The sequence below is a fragment of the Bacillota bacterium genome (genome assembly GCA_012839765.1).
Lineage (GTDB): Bacteria > Bacillota > Limnochordia > DUMW01 > DUMW01 > DUMW01.
The window spans coordinates 1-16,738 of record DUMW01000030.1; the positions used below are offsets into that span (position 1 = coordinate 1).

The 16,738-nt window shown below is 53.4% G+C and carries 13 protein-coding genes and 2 tRNA genes; all 15 read right to left on the reverse strand.

What is annotated here, in order from left to right; all coding sequences use genetic code 11:
* Window positions 1-29: 29 nt before the first annotated feature.
* Complete coding sequence (locus GXX57_02800; GenBank protein HHV43586.1) at window positions 30-1,007, reverse strand: hypothetical protein; 978 nt, start codon at window positions 1,005-1,007, stop codon at window positions 30-32.
* A complete protein-coding gene (locus tag GXX57_02805; protein HHV43587.1) occupies window positions 985-1,317 on the reverse strand; it encodes a hypothetical protein in 333 nt (110 codons plus the stop codon). The genes GXX57_02800 and GXX57_02805 overlap by 23 nt, the downstream gene beginning before the upstream one ends.
* 295 nt (window positions 1,318-1,612) lie before the next feature.
* Window positions 1,613-2,173 (reverse strand): hypothetical protein, encoded by a 561-nt coding sequence (locus tag GXX57_02810; protein ID HHV43588.1) that lies wholly within the window; start codon window positions 2,171-2,173, stop codon window positions 1,613-1,615.
* A 20-nt stretch (window positions 2,174-2,193) separates the two neighbouring features.
* Window positions 2,194-3,474: a sugar ABC transporter substrate-binding protein gene (locus GXX57_02815; protein ID HHV43589.1), complete on the reverse strand. Its 1,281-nt coding sequence runs from the start codon at window positions 3,472-3,474 to the stop codon at window positions 2,194-2,196.
* A 71-nt stretch (window positions 3,475-3,545) separates the two neighbouring features.
* Complete coding sequence (locus tag GXX57_02820; GenBank protein ID HHV43590.1) at window positions 3,546-5,147, reverse strand: DUF4874 domain-containing protein; 1,602 nt, start codon at window positions 5,145-5,147, stop codon at window positions 3,546-3,548.
* A 168-nt stretch (window positions 5,148-5,315) separates the two neighbouring features.
* Window positions 5,316-6,398, reverse strand: a complete 1,083-nt coding sequence (locus GXX57_02825; protein ID HHV43591.1) for a LacI family transcriptional regulator — start codon at window positions 6,396-6,398, stop codon at window positions 5,316-5,318.
* A gap of 148 nt (window positions 6,399-6,546) precedes the next feature.
* Window positions 6,547-7,521: an ornithine carbamoyltransferase gene (gene argF / locus GXX57_02830; GenBank protein ID HHV43592.1), complete on the reverse strand. Its 975-nt coding sequence runs from the start codon at window positions 7,519-7,521 to the stop codon at window positions 6,547-6,549.
* 21 nt (window positions 7,522-7,542) lie between these two features.
* Window positions 7,543-9,912, reverse strand: a complete 2,370-nt coding sequence (gene lon, locus GXX57_02835; protein ID HHV43593.1) for an endopeptidase La — start codon at window positions 9,910-9,912, stop codon at window positions 7,543-7,545.
* A gap of 226 nt (window positions 9,913-10,138) precedes the next feature.
* Window positions 10,139-11,824 carry an ATP-dependent protease LonB gene (lonB, locus tag GXX57_02840; GenBank protein HHV43594.1) on the reverse strand — a complete coding sequence of 562 codons (1,686 nt, stop codon included), beginning with the start codon at window positions 11,822-11,824 and terminating at the stop codon, window positions 10,139-10,141.
* Between the two features lie 208 nt (window positions 11,825-12,032).
* On the reverse strand, window positions 12,033-12,554 hold the full coding sequence (locus tag GXX57_02845; protein ID HHV43595.1) for a hypothetical protein: 522 nt from the start codon (window positions 12,552-12,554) through the stop codon (window positions 12,033-12,035).
* Entirely contained in the window at window positions 12,551-13,801 is a 1,251-nt protein-coding gene (gene clpX, locus GXX57_02850) for an ATP-dependent Clp protease ATP-binding subunit ClpX (protein ID HHV43596.1), read from the reverse strand. The genes GXX57_02845 and clpX overlap by 4 nt, the downstream gene beginning before the upstream one ends.
* A 43-nt stretch (window positions 13,802-13,844) precedes the next feature.
* A complete protein-coding gene (gene clpP, locus GXX57_02855; GenBank protein ID HHV43597.1) occupies window positions 13,845-14,447 on the reverse strand; it encodes an ATP-dependent Clp endopeptidase proteolytic subunit ClpP in 603 nt (200 codons plus the stop codon).
* Between the two features lie 35 nt (window positions 14,448-14,482).
* A complete protein-coding gene (gene tig / locus GXX57_02860; GenBank protein ID HHV43598.1) occupies window positions 14,483-15,907 on the reverse strand; it encodes a trigger factor in 1,425 nt (474 codons plus the stop codon).
* A gap of 113 nt (window positions 15,908-16,020) precedes the next feature.
* A tRNA-Leu gene (locus tag GXX57_02865) sits at window positions 16,021-16,107 on the reverse strand.
* Between the two features lie 103 nt (window positions 16,108-16,210).
* Window positions 16,211-16,286: transfer RNA gene (locus GXX57_02870), tRNA-Lys, on the reverse strand.
* Window positions 16,287-16,738: the final 452 nt, after the last annotated feature.

Below are 16,738 nucleotides of genomic sequence, written 5' to 3' on the forward strand. Positions count from 1 at the left end.
ACTTCTCAGATTCTACCCGTGATCCCGGATCATCTGCCCTTTGGAAAAGACCGGGCCTGTCCGGTCATCACCTGGTCCGGGGGTTGTTCACCCTGGGACAAAAACCACCCCTGGGTCAGAGCATCGCTGTGGAAGAAATCCAACAGAATCTGCGCGGCCTTCTTCGCTCCGGAGGCACTGGGATGTGTCCCATCGGGTACCGGAGTGAAATCGCTCCGTTCCCACACTAAGCCGTCGCCCTTGCGGGGCACCATCCCATCGGCCCAAAGATAGGGCCCCCAGACCATCACCGGTGCCACCACCGGGCCTTTTTCCGGATCGTAATTATACCGTGGATTACCGGCTATCTGTTCTTGGATTAACCAGCGCACTGCAAAAGCACTTTCGTAGGCGAAGGGTTCGGGATTCAGCGGCCGCACCGCATAGCCCGCATAGGTCCGACTGGAAAGAAAGACGATCTGCAAATTGGGATACCGTCGCTTCGCCTCCCGGACCATAACGCCCAAACACTCCTTAAGTAACTCCGCATGCCCCGGGAAGGGCCCATACCGCTGGCCTGGATTCATCAGGGCCTGGTAAATCCACAGCACCTGAACCTGGGCGGGAGTAACCCCCTCAAGGGCCAGCATGGCATCGGCATACTCCCAGGCAGTGCCTTCGCCCCCCACCCCCGGTAGGGAGAGCCGCCGTCCGTAATCGGCATAGGGGTCTGCCCACACCCGGGCATCCTGGCCCCCAGCCGCTCCGTTGACCAGCACCACCTGTGGGGTCTTCAAGGGATCGGCGTCGGCCATCTGCTTGAAAGACTGAAAGATCAGACGAGTATTGGACATGCCCAGTCCCAACAGCACAATCTTACCATCGGGTGCTGGATTCCCCGCCGCATCAAGGGGTGTAATCTGCGCCACGGCCCGTTCCGCCGCCGCCTGATGGGCGGGCGGAGGTGTGTTAAGGCCGCCACCGTAAAGCCCTCCCTCTTGGCCTTTATAAGTCTGGTGCGGTCCCATCTCTGGCGTATTCTTCTTGGGAAAGGACATATCTTCGCTGGGAGCCCTGATACTCTTTGTATGCTAGGTCACATAACCACTGAACTTGACTAGATAACTGATCAGCCGCTTCCCAGGACGCACCCCGCATCGCCTCGTACTTTAGGATCTGGCTGCGGATATATGCCTCATCGACAAACCCCGTATCTTCTTCTGCGGCCCGGACCAACGGGAGAACCATGCAGGCCAGCACCAAAACACCCAGCAAGAACACCAGGGCATAGGGTAAGTAATAACCTGAGCGGACAAAGAAGAGACTGTGTTTTTTCATCGGCGCTTCCTCCTACCAAGCCACCACTGGAATTACTCATCCCAATTGTACCAAACCAAAGACAAAACCGTAAGCACACTCACCAGTAGAAAGAGGGGAGGCAATCCCTTTCAAGGCGCACCCCGCACCTCACCATCGGACCCACGGCTCCCCTTAGCAAAGAAAAGAGGAGAACCGCCCCCAGTTCCGTCCCTGGCCCCCAGGAGCCTACACTAGGGCAGAAACTGTGCATATGGTCGTAGATCAAATCACGGGCCCGCAGGCCCGTGCAACGGGTGTTTCTCTCTTCTGTTTTCTATTCAAAGGCCACTGCCAACCGGTCAAAAAGCAGCTGTCCTTTGGTCTTATAGACCCCACCGGAGTCGCTGACCACAATCCGCACCCGTTCAATACGGTCAAGGCGCACGTTCTCGACGTTCCATTTGTTAACCGTCTCGTCAATGTCGATGACCCACTCGCGCCAACCTTCCCAGTCCACCTGGCCATAGACCGAACACTCCAAAAAGCCATCCCAAAAGAGGATGATCACATTGTGGGGAACAACGTCACCATAGACCCATAGCTTCACCTTTTTGAATCCTTCAATATTCAAGGGGGTTGGACAGTCGACGATGATTTGCACTTCACTCCAGGTCTGATCTGGGGTTGTCAGATCAAAGCCCAGCACGGCACAGGCTTCACCTTCCACCGCGTTTTCCGAGGTAATATCGAAAAACTCCAAAACTCCTCCGTTAGCCTGTTCCACCCGCATATTCCTGTACTCTTCGAAATCATGGATCACCACTTCTTCTCCCAGGGCAACACCCCACAGTAAGAAGACTAGACAAAAGGTCAACAGGGAAACCTTTTTCAACATATTCTTACCCTCCTTATTATTTATTGACTCAATTCGGCCAGCAACCGGTCGATTTGACTCTTGGCATTCTCCAGGATCTGTTCGATTGACTCGTTACCGGTGAAGTATTCTTCCAACGACGAAGTGATGATCTCAATGGTATGGGGATACTCTACCCCCACCCGATCCACAGGTTCCGGCATCAGCCGGGCAAACACCGCCTCGGTAGCCCGCCAGGCGGCCAGAGCCGGTTCATCATTCCCTAGCATCTCGATCAGGACCGGCAAATTGGCCCGGAGGGGTACCATGGCCAACGTGGGACCCATAGCCTGCAAGGCCTCGGGGGAAGTAAGGACCCACTCGATGAAGTGCCAGGCTTCCTCCACATGTTGACTGCCTTTGAAGATCCCCATGGTGTGCATGGTAAGGCGGGGATGGAAGCCGTGACTGACAGGACCTTTGGGCAAGATGGTAATGTCACTGTCGAAACGGACGTAGTCCATGATTTTGATCGCTTCCTGGTGCCAATTGGTGGTCATGGCCACCTGTCCGGTGATGAAACCTAGCTTTTGGTTTACCAGCGTGCCCGGTGCCTGCAGACCGTGAACCACGTCCAGTTCCTTCGCGAAGCGAAAAGCCTCCGCCGCCTCCGGACTATTAATCAGTGACTCGGACCGGTCCGGGGCATACATGCGGCCGCCGAAACCGTATAGCAGTGGCATCCAGAGGGCAATATGGGGGCTAGCACCGAAGTCAATCGCCCAACGGTTTTCATCGGGAGCAGTCAATTTCTTGCCCCAGCTGACCAGATCATCCCAGGTCCAATCATAGGTTGGGTTAGGCAATCCGGCTTCTCCAAAGGCCTGGCGGTTATAGTTTACAAGGGATGCCGGCGACGTATCCCACCCATGGAAGGGAAAACCATAGATCTTTCCGTCGACGGTGATGGTATCCAACACACCGGGGAAAAACTCCTCGGCATAGGCGATCACCCGCTCCGTTAGATCAACCAAAGCCCCCCAGTGGGCGATCTGCCCGTACATGAAAGACCCGTCCAGGGAAACAATATCGGGAGTAGCACCGGAGGCCACCAATACCGGCAGACGTTCTTTGTAGAAGTCCCAGCTGACCACATTATTCTCAATGATGACGTCCCGCTCGGGGAAGGCTTCGTAATAGGCTTGGATAATCCGCTCGTTCCGGTCAATGACTAACTGATCACCCCAGGACATCCATTCTAAACGCACCGTCCCCTGTGCCACCCCAGTACCCAGCAAAAGGGCCGCAAGCAAGGCAGCAAGAACAACAGATTTTCGCAGCATGACCAGGTCCTCCTTTCATCGGAATTAAGTTTTGTTGGAAATGTAAGAACCCAACTCCCCAGTCTACAACGTCACTTAAGCTCACATAAGATGTTCACTCCCTTTTCGTAGGGTAAGTCATTGGCCAGCTTGGCAGACTGACCCGCTTCGTTGGTAAAGAGAATCCCCACTTTATAACCGGGTTGAAGTTCATCGGCACTCAGTCGGGTCGAGACCACCACTACCTCACCGGGCTGGAGGTCCCCCAGGGCACAGGCGGGAGTACGGCAAAGAATCTGTCCATCCCTGTCCACAAGCACCAGCGCCAGCTCTGCCATGCCGTGGGGCGCAGAAAAGCCGTAGTTGATCAGTTCCAGGGATACTTCCAAGTCCTGGTCCTCTACCTCTAGCTGGAGACTGCGCGCCTGGATGTAATACCCCAGGTAGTCCCGGATATACTCAAATATATTGCGGGTGATGGGTTGCCCCGCCTCGTCCCGGAGCCAGGCGGGATCGTAACGGAATCCCTGTTCCTCCAGGAAGGCTTCGTCCACTTTGATCCGCTTCCATTTTTCTATGTTGTAAGGATTAAAGGGGCCACTTTCTTTATAGTTGTGCACGATGCTCATGCTGGTAAAATGATGTTCCATCAACCGCTTGGCTACGGCCACCCCATCGATGACTCCGTTGTTGAAATAGGTGTCCTTGCCCCAGGGCAGCTCGCCATCCACCAACATGTGCTTGCAATCGTTGATATACATCGCAAACAACGGATCAGTGGACGTGGCAGTACTCCAATGATGGTCCACACCCACCAGGTAATCGTCATGGTAGGAGACCCGGTCCCGACGGGGATCGTCTTTACGTAACACATCCTTGTACTTGGCCAGACGCACTTGGACCTGCTTTCCTGGCGGTGTCATATCGACGATGGCCTCTAGAACCTGTCTTTGGTTGTGGTAATACTTTGCGTTATGCCACTCACCCCACATCCCGATAAACCCCGCTTGGATCACATGGATGATATCACGGTTCCTGGCCAAGATGTCCTTCAACTGCTCGATGTGGCGAAGCATCTGGGCGGTGGTGGGCCCGATCTTCGGCTCCGTCTCCTGGTATTCATAGGCAAACCGCAGGAGAATCTGCAGATTGTGTTCCCGGAAGAAGTCGAAGTAGTTCTGGAGGTTCTCCAAGGCCTGATCGTCTAAATCCCGTTCGGAATACTGGGTCAGGTAAATATAGACTTGGGCCAACTGCGGGGATTCCTCTTCGTAATATTTCAGTTCCCCGAAGGCGGCAAGTTGGGCATTGGTGGGTCCCTCCAGGACATTGCCCGTAGCAATATCCATATTCAGTTCTAAACGGAACCCTCGGTTCGGGTTCTTCAATAACTCCTCGCTTTTCGTTCCCGGCAAGGGAACCAGTTCGACGGAATAGGAAAACTGTTGTAATGGGTTCTGATTCATATCCTCTGTTATCCCTTTTGCCACTTTCATCTGCTCCTTAGACTGTTCATTCACCGTTGTCTCTCTTGCCCCAGCATCTGCCACCCGGTTCCCATCGGTCCCTTGCCCAAAAACGACTTCCACGGGACTGAACAACAAGGTAAGCAAGACAACCGAGAAAAGAAAAACAAAACCGGTCAGTTGTCTCCACAGCGTGGGACATCTCCTCCCACAGAATCCTTCTGACAAAGCTCTCCCCCCCTCGGGCCGTGACAAGGCTAGACACCTTCGTAGTTTGAAATCGATTACAATGGCGATAAAATGAAAATCTTCGGTATGCTACGCATAGCCATAGACTTGTTATCGATTACACTAGATATACTTCGCCATAACTTTCTCAATTCCTCTATCTCGTCATCATTCTTTGCAAAAACTTTTCGGTGGACCAACGGAATCACGCAGACACAGTTGGGCATGATGCACCTGATGGACCACCCTGTGGGAAATCCCACCGGTAAGACGCTCTTGCACGGTATTCACCGCTGCCACAGCCATAGTTTTGTAGGGAATGGCCACAGTAGCTAGCGGAGGAACCGTCATCAGGCTTTCCGGTATGTTATCAAAACCAGCCACAGAAATGTCTTCAGGGATGGACATGGACATCTCCTGCAATACCTGCAAAATCTTCAAGGCCACAAAATCACTGTGCCCAATAATGGCAGTAAGCCTTCCGGTTGCAATAAAAGAAGGTAATTGTTCCCGCAGGGTTTCCGCTAGATCCTCGCGGGTACCCACATAGGATAGGCCCAATCTATGGGGGGAAAGTCCCCAGTGGGAAAGGGCTTCTTCGTATCCCAAGAAACGGTCGGTCTTGGCAATGGGACCCACGAAGCCAATCTGTCGATGACCCAGGGAAAGTAGATGTACACAAAGGTCATAGGCAGCCTGCTTTAGGTCGACACCGATCACATCGAACTCCGGTTCCTGCAAACGATCCCCGAGGACAATCACCGCAGCCCCTTGGGCTTTGATCTCCCGGGCAGCTTCCCGTCGTTTCCCCTCCAAAGCACCGGGGGCGATGAGAATACCATCCACGTTCACACTGGCCAAGGTATAAAGACGTTCCACCCCCACCTGCTCACAACCATCGTCATTGGTAACGATTACAACAAAACCTGCTTCCTTGGCCGCATCATCCACCGCCCGGGCTAAGACAGCGTAATAGGGGTTAACGATATTTTCCACTACCAGTCCCAGGATACCCGTCCTGTTGGTCCGTAAAGCCCTCGCCAATCGATTGGGGGCCCGAAAACCGGTTGCCTTGATGGCCCGCAAGACACGCTCGCGGGTATGGGATGCCACCAAGGGACTGTTATTCAACACCCGGGACACAGTGGCTGCGGAAACCCCGGCTACCTCCGCCACCGTATGGATCGTCGCCTTACCTAAAGACGCAGGGCTCCCCTGGTCCTTCCCCGCCTGCTCCTTGTTACAAGACAATCCCATCCCTCCCCTATAGACACCACAACATCCCAGAGAGCAACAACTATGTAACTAGCAGAACCACAGCCTCCAGGAAATAAGAGAAAGGACTGCGAAAATGCGACAGTCCCCACCCTTATATCCCGCTAGAACCCAGGAGGAGACACTACTCTCCCATCAACAAGGCCATAATTGCCTTCTGCACATGCAGTCGGTTCTCCGCCTGATCAAAAACAATCGATTGGGGCCCATCCATGACCTCGTCGGTGATTTCCTGGCCCCGATTGGCCGGCAGGCAGTGCATCACCACAGCATCGGGTTTGGCATGCTTAAGCAGTGCACTGTTCACCTGGTACTGCCCAAAGGCCTGGATCCGCTGCTCCTCCTCCGCCTCCTGCCCCATGCTGGTCCACACATCGGTGTAGATAATATCGGCACCGGTGACACCGGCCACAGGATCGGTGGTGAGTTCCACCGCAGAGTCACTGGCCTCCGCCAGGGCCTTGGCCTTGGCCACGGTCTCCGGTAGAGGGGCATAGCCCGGCGGGTGGGCAATACATACATCCATGCCTAGCTTACTGCAGCCGATTAGCAACGAGTGAGCCATGTTGTTCCCATCACCCACATAGGTCAACTTCAAGCCCCGGAGGCACCCCCGTTTTTCCTGGACGGTAAATAGATCGCTTAAAACCTGGCAGGGATGGCAGTAGTCGGTAAGACCGTTGATCACCGGCACAGTGGCATGCTGGGCCAACTGTTCCACCTCTGCCTGCTGGAAGGTCCTGATCATGATACCATCCACATACCTCGACAGGACCATGGCCGTATCGTACACGCTCTCCCCACGGCCCAACTGGATGTCATCGCTGTTCAGATACAAGGCTTGCCCACCCAGCTGGTAAATCCCCACCTCAAAGGATACCCTGGTACGGGTAGAGGTTTTCCGAAAAATCATCGCCAGGGATTTCCCCGCCAGCAACGGGTGAGGTTGACCAGCCTTCTGCGCCTCCTTAAGGTTTCGAGCCACCTCGAAAAACCGTATGAGCTCCTGGGGGGAAAAGTCTTCCAACTTCAAGAAGGACCGTCCCCGTAGATTCTGAGTAATCGCATCGTCTGGAATTAGAACTTCCTTGTTTACCATGTTACTCCCCCACAGTCAAGATTACTGAGTAGAACCGTGCACCGCTGCATCGGGCCAGGCCTTCGCCTCCACCGCAGGCAGATACTCCATAGGATCCTTTGCTGCCAGGTGGTCGTCCAACGGCTTAGGCACCAAGGCCACCTCTAACACCTGGTCCATGTGCTTCACAGTGACGATCCGCAATTTGTCCTTGATAATATCCGGGATCTCGTTCAGGTCCCGCCCATTGGCCTCGGGAATGATGACTGTCCGCATACCGGCCCGTTGGGCAGCCAGAAGTTTTTCCTTCAGACCACCGATGGGCAATACCCGGCCCCGAAGGGTCACTTCACCGGTCATGGCCACATCCCGACGGATCTTTCTGCCCGTGAGGGCCGAGGCCAAAGCCACCGCGATGGTGATTCCCGCGGAAGGGCCATCCTTAGGAATCGCCCCTTCGGGCACGTGGATGTGAATATCATGTTCCTCATGGAAGCTTGGCGGAATCTCCAGTTCTACAGCCTTGGAGCGGATATAACTGAAGGCTGCTTGAGCCGACTCCTTCATCACCTCGCCCAACTTGCCCGTCAGGACCAAATTCCCTTTGCCGGGCAAGATGACCACCTCCACGGCAAGGACATCCCCACCGTATTGGGTATAGGCCAGACCATTGGCCAAACCCACCCGGTCCTCATTCTCCCGCTGCCACTCTAGATAGCGGGGCGGTCCCAGGTACTTCTCCAGATTGCGCATGGAGATACTGATCCGCTTCTTTTCGTTCTGCACAAACTCTTTGGCACTCTTCCGGCATAGGGCGGCAATCTGCCGCTCTAGGCTACGTACACCACTTTCCCTAGTATATCCATTAATAATCTTACTCAAGGCCGAATCGGAGAAGCTCAACTGCCGCTTCTTGATCCCGTGTATAGCCATCTGCTTCGGCACAAGATGGCGCTTGGCGATCTCCAGTTTTTCATACTCGGTATACCCCGGAATCTCGATGATCTCCATCCGGTCCCGCAGTGGAGCGGGAATCTCGCTTAGCACGTTGGCAGTGGTGATGAAGAGCACTTCGGAAAGATCATAGGGTACTTCCAAGTAATGATCCTGGAAGGTGTCGTTTTGCTCTGGATCCAAGACTTCCAACAAAGCCGCCGCAGGATCCCCCCGGAAATCCGAAGTCATCTTGTCCACTTCGTCTAACAGGATCACTGGGTTCACCGAGCCGACCCGCCGCATCACCTGGATAATCTTCCCCGGCAGGGCACCTACATAGGTCTTGCGGTGACCGCGGATCTCCGCCTCATCCCGAACGCCTCCCAAGGAAAACCGCTGGAAACGTCGACCCATGGCCCGGGCGATGGATTTCCCCAGAGAAGTCTTCCCCACCCCCGGAGGGCCCGCCAGACAGAGGATTGGCCCTTTGATCTTCCCCGTCAGATGCCGCACGGCCAAGAACTCCAGAATCCTCTCCTTAACCGTTTCCAATCCGAAGTGATCCTCGTCGAGAACCTTAGCCGCGTACTCCAGATCCAGACGGTCCTCGGTCCGGTAATGCCAGGGCAAGGCCACCAACCAGTCTAGATAGTTTCTAATCACTGTGGCCTCGGCCACCATCGGCGGCATCTTATAGAGCCGCTCCAGCTCGTAGAGGGCCTTCTCCTCCACCTCTTTGGGCATCTGGGCATCCGCGATCTTCTGCTTGTATTCCCGGATCTCAGGGTTGCTGTCTTCGTCCTCGCCCAATTCCTTCTCGATGGCCTTAATCTGCTCCCGGAGGTAGTATTCCTTCTGGGATTTTTCGATCTGTTTACGCACCCGCAAATGGATCTTTTTCTCCAACTGCATGATATCCATTTCCTTAGTCAGGAGGGTGCAGATCAGCTGTAGCCGCTCTTCCACATCGATGGTTTCCAGGATCAGCTGTTTTTTCTCCACCGGCAGCACCATCTGGGAGGCGATGGTATCGCTGAGCTTGCCAGGATCATCCATCGCGTTGATGGTGCTTAGCATCTCCCCGGAGAGGGAACGGCTGAGCTTCACATACTGTTCAAACTTGGTCACGGCCGTCCGCATCAAAGCCTCGATTTCCCTGGTCTTGATGATCTCCGCCTCCAAGGCGTAGGCCCGAACTTTGTAAAACGGCTCGACGTGGAGAAAATCGATGATCCGGCCGCGGTCAACCCCTTCCACCAAAACCCTTAACTGACCTTCGGGCATTTTCAACAACTGCTTTACCTTGGCGATGGTCCCTACCCGGTAAATGTCCTCGGGCTCCGGCTCCGTTTCCTCCACATGCTTCTGCGAGGCCAACATTACGGTACGGTCCCGGATCAATGCCTCTTCCAGGGCTTTAATCGAACGGGTTCTCCCTACATCAAGGGGGGTTACCGTATTGGGAAAGACCAACATTCCCCGGAGGGGAATGAGCGGCAACTCCTCCACCCGTCTTAATTGCTTCTCCTCTGTCACCAGAATCACACTCCGAACAGAACACAATGATATCCGAAAAACAAAAGCAGTTACTTACGTAACCGCCTTTCGGTATGAAGATATACACTATTATTCTATTCGGGTTGGTGAATTCCTGCCGCCGTTTCAAATCGACCCTGGTGACTAATTGGCAGAGCAGTGGCAATCAAACAAAGGTACCAGTTCCTAAGGAGAATGTGCCGGCGATTCTGGGAGCATCTGCCTCCCTCTCCTCAACTTTACGGTACAAGGCGATATTGAGAACTTCCGAGATGTCGGTCACCGGAATCACTTCAATGTCATCGCAGGAAGCGAACAGATCCTGCCAGTTTTCAGCGGGGATAACCACTCTCTTGACCCCCGCCACCCGGGCCGCCTCCACCTTGGCCACGATTCCCCCTACGGGCTTAACCTTTCCGTGGATGGAGACCTCTCCGGTCATGGCCACGGTGTTATCTATCTTCTGGTTAGTGATGGCAGAGTAAATGGCACAGACAATGGCCACCCCAGCCGAAGGGCCATCCACCGGAGTACCTCCGGGGAAATTCACATGGAGGTTATAATCCTTCGGTTCCACCCCCAAGGCATTGCGGAGGACGGTAATCACGTTCTCTACCGAACCCTTGGCCATACTCTTCCGGCGCATGCGGTGCCCGCCACCGTCTAGTTCCTCCTCTTCCACCACGCCGGTAATCACCAGTTCACCTCCACCAGGTGCCGCCGGGGTGGCGGTGGCTTCAATCTCCAGAATGGCTCCCATGTTGGGTCCATAGACCGCCAAACCATTGACAATGCCCACTTCCGGGCTCTGGGGAATTGTGGCTTTGGGCCGGGGATTATACTGACCGCTGGCAATGACCCATTCCATATCCCGCTGCTCAATCTTCCGCCGACTCTCGGTCTGGGCAATGCCCGCGGCCAACTGGATCATATTCACCGCCTCCCGCCCATTGTTGGCGTAATTCTTCAAGATGTCCAAAACACCCTCTTGGAGACTGAAACCGATCTTTTTGGCCGCCTGCTCAGCGATCCTTTTGATCTCCTCTGGCAGGAGGGGACGGAAGAACACTTCCAAACACCGGGACCGGATAGCGGGCGGAATCTCCCAGGGCATGCGGGTGGTGGCCCCCACCAGGCGAAAATCGGCGGGCAAACCATTTTGAAAGATTTCGTGGATGTGTTGAGGAATGTTGGTATCCTCGGGATTGTAATAGGCACTTTCCAAGAATACCTTACGATCTTCCAACACTTTCAGCAGCTTGTTCATCTGGATCGGGTGCAATTCACCAATTTCGTCGATGAACAGAATACCACCGTGGGCTTTGGTCACCGCACCGGGCTTAGGCTGGGGAATACCCGCCATCCCCAAAGGTCCTGCTCCTTGATAAATGGGATCATGGACAGAACCCATCAAAGGATCCGCGATCCCCCGTTCATCGAAGCGGGCGGTGGTGGCATCCACCTCCACAAAGGCAGCATCGGGGCGGAAGGGGGAAAGGGGATTCTTCTTGGCTTCCTCCAAGACAACCCTTGCGGCCGCAGTCTTACCCACCCCAGGTGGTCCGTAGATCAACACATGCTGGGGATTTGGGCCACAAAGGGCCGCCCTGAGGGCCTTCAGCCCATCCTCCTGGCCCACAATGTCTTCGAAGCGTCGCGGACGGGTTTTTTCAGACAGAGGCTCACTTAAGGAAATAGCCTTGAGTTTCCGCAGGCTCTCCATTTCCTTTTTGGACTCCCGGTCGATGGCAGACTTGTTCGACTGCTGCTGCCGCAGCAAGTTCCAAAAGTAAAGACCGATCACAATGGCAAAAAAGAAGTTGATCAGCCCCAGGACAGCCATCAAGTTCATGGTTTCACCTTCCCTACAGTCTTTATGCCTATTATGCCCAGCCGGTGGAACCTTTAAACATGGGTGCCTGATGCTGACATTTCTTGTCCACCAAAAGGCATCGGAAACCCAATTGCTCGACACAGCGGGTCGTCCTGTAGGCAAAGGTGAGAAGGCGCAATTGGGGAGGGCAAGCCAGTTGGACTATTCCCTAGGTCGCCCTATCTTCTCAATCTGACTGGCGTTTCCAGGTCACAGTGAAGCGCCCCTTGGCCTGCTCTGCCCGGATCAACACCCGGTAAACACCGCTTTTGGTAATAGCCACTTCACTGGTTTCTTCTTGGTTCTTGGCCTCGGCTTCAAAGACCGTGCTCTTATCTGGCGCCACCAATGCTACGGTGAGCTTGCCCGCATCCAGTTCTGCACTGTAGGTTATGCTAAGCCGATCTTCTTCTTCCAGCCTGACCCGTTGGTATTGGGAGCCGTTAAAACGCACAAAGCGGGCTTCCATGACGCCTGGAACGCTTCGACCCACCCAGCCGATCCGCACCCCCGAACCCGAACGGCATCCGGAAAGAACAAGCAAAGGAAGTAGGAATACAAGCAAGGCCCGGGCATGGTTTGCACCCTTTGTCTTCATGGTCAAAAACCCTTTCGTGGAGGTAATCATGGGGATTCGAGAAAACTCGAAAGAAAAAAGCAAGGACAACAAAAGGCCTACCCCAACCCCAACGGGCAGGCCCTCCTTCACGCTGACTCTTCCTTTTGGCCCACCCGGATGATTTCCGGACCGGCCTTACCCAATACCGCATCCTTGGTTACGATAACCTTGGCGATGTCATCCCGGGAAGGAATCTCAAAGGAGATATCCAGCATAATCCCTTCCATGATTGATCGCAATCCCCGGGCACCGGTCTTCAGCTCCAGTGCTCTTTCGGCTATGGTCACTAATGCCTCTTCTTCGAACTCCAATTCCACATTGTCCAGTTCAAAGGACTTCTTGAACTGCTTTACCAGGGCGTTGCGCGGTTCGGTGAGGATCTTTACTAGTGCCGCCTTGTCCAAGGCATCCAACGCCACCACAACGGGAAGCCGACCAACAAACTCAGGGATCAATCCAAACTTGAGTAGATCCTCCGGCATCAGTTGCCGCAAAATCTCGCCAATGGGCTTTTCTTCCTTACTCTTGATGTCGGCTCCGAATCCAATGCCCTGTCGTCCAATCCGGTTTTCGATGATTTTCTCCAGACCGTCAAAGGCACCGCCGCAGATAAACAGGATATTGGTGGTATCGATCTGGATAAACTCCTGATGCGGGTGTTTCCGGCCGCCCTGGGGCGGTACACTGGCTACCGTTCCCTCTAAAATCTTCAAGAGGGCCTGTTGTACGCCCTCTCCAGACACATCCCGGGTAATCGAAGGGTTCTCCGATTTACGCGCGATCTTATCGATTTCGTCGATGTAGACAATTCCCTTCTCCGCCCGCTCGATATCATAGTCGGCCGCCTGAATTAGCTTCAAGAGGATGTTTTCTACGTCCTCGCCCACGTAGCCGGCTTCGGTCAGGGAGGTGGCATCGGCAATCGCAAAGGGAACATTGAGTATCCGGGCCAAAGTCTGGGCCAACAGGGTCTTACCGCTACCCGTTGGGCCAAGCAGCAAAATGTTACTCTTTTGGATCTCCACATCATCGATCCAGGATTGGGCACTGAGTCGTTTGTAGTGGTTGTATACTGCTACGGAAAGAACCTTCTTTGCCTGTTCTTGTCCAATGACATACTGGTCCAATACGGCTTTAGTCTCAGCGGGTTTGGGGACATTCTGCAGTTCAACATCCAGATCCTCGTTGAGCTCCTCTTCGATGATTTCGGTGCATAGCTCGATGCACTCATCACAGATATATACACCGGGGCCAGCGATGATCTTTCTTACCTGTTCCTGTTGCTTACCACAGAACGAACATTTGACCTGTCCCTTTTCATCCCCAAATTTGGCCATTTCTTCACCTCAAATCGCTAGTTTATGCTAACTACGCAAGGTGTTATTTCTGCACGATACGACTATCGTTTCTCAAAATGCTGTCGATTAAACCGTATTCAACAGCTTCCTCCGCTGACATGTAGTAGTTCCGTTCGGTGTCCTTTTCAACCTTCTCCAACGGTTGACCAGTATGTCTGTTGATAATCTCATTACCAATTCGTTTGAGGCGAAGGATTTCTCTGGCTTCGATCTCGATCTCAGTCGCCTGTCCGCGTACACCGCCCAAGGGCTGATGGATCATGATCCGCGAGTAAGGTAGGGCAAAGCGTTTACCCTTGGTACCGGCTGTCAGTAGCAAGGCAGCCATACTCGCAGCCATTCCCACACAAATGGTAGAAACATCGGGCTTGATATACTGCATCGTATCGTAGATGGCCAATCCCGAATAGACAACACCACCCGGGCTGTTGATATAAAGGAAAATATCCTTGTCTGGGTCCTCGGACTCCAGGAACAACAGCTGAGCAATGACTAAGTTCGCCATATAATCGTCGATGGGGCCACCAATGAACACAATCCTGTCCTTCAACAACCGGGAATAAATATCGTACGCACGTTCCCCCCGGTTGGTTTGTTCCACTACCATTGGAATCAATGTGCTCATTCAGAACACCTCCATGTTAGGTCTTCTGCTGCTCCCTACTCCTTGTCAGCTGCGTCATCTGCTACCTCTTCAGGTTCCGCAGACATCTCGCTCAACGTCTTCTGGATAATGTTGGGAACCGAAGAATCCACTACTAACTCCGCTGCCTTTGTCCTTTTCAACTCCGTCTCCGCAAGTTCCCTGAACGGAGCAATCTGCTCGGCAGTAGCGTCGGCATTGTTTAGCATTTCCTTAACCCATTGATCAATTTCTTCGTCGGTCACAGTAATTCCTTCCGCCTCCGCGATTGCCTCCATCACGAACTCATAGCTAAGGTTGCGGATGGCTTCCTTTTCCAGAATATTTTGGAACGCTTCTTTACTAAGGCCATTGGCCATCAGGTAACTATCCAAGGACAAACCAAAGTAAGACAACCGATTCTCATACCGCCTTAGGATCTCCTGGGCCCTTTCGCTTACAATCTTGTCGTGGAGATTAAACTTACTACCCTCGATGACTTTGGTAAGCAAGTTGTTTTCGTACTCCTGCTCAGCACTGGCCTTAGCCCGCTCCTCCAAGTTGCGGCGAATTCTCTTCTTGAACGCCTCCACGACATCCTCGTCATCAGTTTCTTCCGTGACATCCGCCTCATCAGTCTCTTCAGTTTCGGTTGCAACTTCCTCTTCTTCTTGCAGCTCGTTGGATTCCAAGTCCTTGATGAACTCGGCATCTAACTCAGGCAGCCGCAATTCACTAATCTCATTAAGGGCTACCTTGATCGTAGCTTCCTTACCAGCATACTCATCACCAAAGTCCTCAGACAGGGTAGTGGTGATAGTCCTCTCTTCACCAACCTTCAGGCCAATCAGTTGGCTATCGGTATCAGGACCCAATTGATCACTGCCCATCCGGATGACCAACCCGAGTTCGGCTCCACCGGGAATCGGCTTTCCGTCTACGAAAGTCTCAATATCCACGGTGGCGAGATCCCCGTCCTGCAGTTCATCTCGGTCTACGGTAACATATTCGGCATACCTATGCCGCATCATCTCGATGGCATTCTCAACATCCTCATCGGTTACAACGGGATCAATCTTGTCCTGTTCGATGCCTTTGTATGTACCGAGTTCTACCTTCGGCCGAACCGGTACTTCTGCCACAAAGCAAAAGTTAGTGCCATCTTCTGCAAAGTCTACTTCACTAATGTCTGCCTGCGCCATCGGCTCCACCTTGGTCTCCGACAGCGCTTGCCGATAGGCCCGGTTGATGATATTTTCGTAACTCTCTTCCAAGAGCAAGCCACGACCATAGCGTTTCTCAACAACCCAGCGGGGCGCTTTACCCTTTCTGAACCCGGGTATACTCAGTCTGCCCACAAGTCTCTTATATGCTTTGTTCAGTTCTTCTTCCACCAGTTGGTCATCGACTTCGATCTTGAGTCTTACCACATCATTTTCCAAGTTTTCCACTGAGACCTTCATAGTATAACCGTAGACCTCCCTTTTAAACACCGAACACGGAAAAACAGGTGCATATGCAAAAAATTAGCGGAGAACAGGCCTTGCCTGAATCCGCCGCTTCACAGTCGAGTGTATGGTGCGAGAGGGGGGATTTGAACCCCCATGCCGGTTAAGGCACTGGATCCTAAGTCCAGCATGTCTGCCAGTTCCATCACTCTCGCCCGCAGTAAGCCATGTTCACCGCGTATTATACCAAGAAGTTTTCTTGGTAGCAAGATACTCCTGTCATTTCTACGGGGTGACTGATGCCCACAGGAAAAGAAATGGTGAGCCATCTGGGACTCGAACCCAGGACACCCGGATTAAAAGTCCGGTGCTCTACCGTCTGAGCTAATGGCTCACGTGCCTCACACATGATATCACGTGTTTCTGCCCTCGTCAAGAGCTAAAGGAGTCGTTTATTGTCCCCCGTGCGTATCTATTTTAGTGACGACGGAACAAAAAGTCAAGGTCATTCAGCATAAAAAAATGCAGGGCTTTCCTCTGTAAAGCTCGTGACTCCTTCCCTAACCAGATGCTGCAATCCGCTACTGCTACTCCACTTGTTTCTACGCTTCTCACAATCCCCCGAGAGCATTCCTGTCTGACGTTCGCCAAGTACCATTTTTTCCAACCCACATAGACGGACCGAAAACCATCATCGGGTAGAGTATATGCCAGTACTGTGTAAACGTCAAAGCTAACCCACATAGCACCAGTTTTGTTGTGGTGGGATAATCGAACCATCATAACTTAGCGAGGTGACTGGTGTGGTGACCCAAGACAAACGTCAGCTTTGGGAAGAACGTGTGA

Excerpts from the sequence above, each read along its gene's own strand:
- tig (HHV43598.1), bottom strand. The coding sequence starts at position 15,907 with ATGAAGGTCTCAGTGGAAAACTTGGAAAATGATGTGGTAAGACTCAAG.
- GXX57_02805 (HHV43587.1), bottom strand. The coding sequence starts at position 1,317 with ATGAAAAAACACAGTCTCTTCTTTGTCCGCTCAGGTTATTACTTACCC.
- lon (HHV43593.1), bottom strand. The coding sequence starts at position 9,912 with ATGTTGGTCTTTCCCAATACGGTAACCCCCCTTGATGTAGGGAGAACC.
- GXX57_02800 (HHV43586.1), bottom strand. The coding sequence starts at position 1,007 with ATGGGACCGCACCAGACTTATAAAGGCCAAGAGGGAGGGCTTTACGGT.
- argF (HHV43592.1), bottom strand. The coding sequence starts at position 7,521 with ATGGTAAACAAGGAAGTTCTAATTCCAGACGATGCGATTACTCAGAAT.
- lonB (HHV43594.1), bottom strand. The coding sequence starts at position 11,824 with ATGAACTTGATGGCTGTCCTGGGGCTGATCAACTTCTTTTTTGCCATT.
- clpX (HHV43596.1), bottom strand. The coding sequence starts at position 13,801 with ATGGCCAAATTTGGGGATGAAAAGGGACAGGTCAAATGTTCGTTCTGT.
- clpP (HHV43597.1), bottom strand. The coding sequence starts at position 14,447 with ATGAGCACATTGATTCCAATGGTAGTGGAACAAACCAACCGGGGGGAA.
- GXX57_02815 (HHV43589.1), bottom strand. The coding sequence starts at position 3,474 with ATGCTGCGAAAATCTGTTGTTCTTGCTGCCTTGCTTGCGGCCCTTTTG.
- GXX57_02810 (HHV43588.1), bottom strand. The coding sequence starts at position 2,173 with ATGTTGAAAAAGGTTTCCCTGTTGACCTTTTGTCTAGTCTTCTTACTG.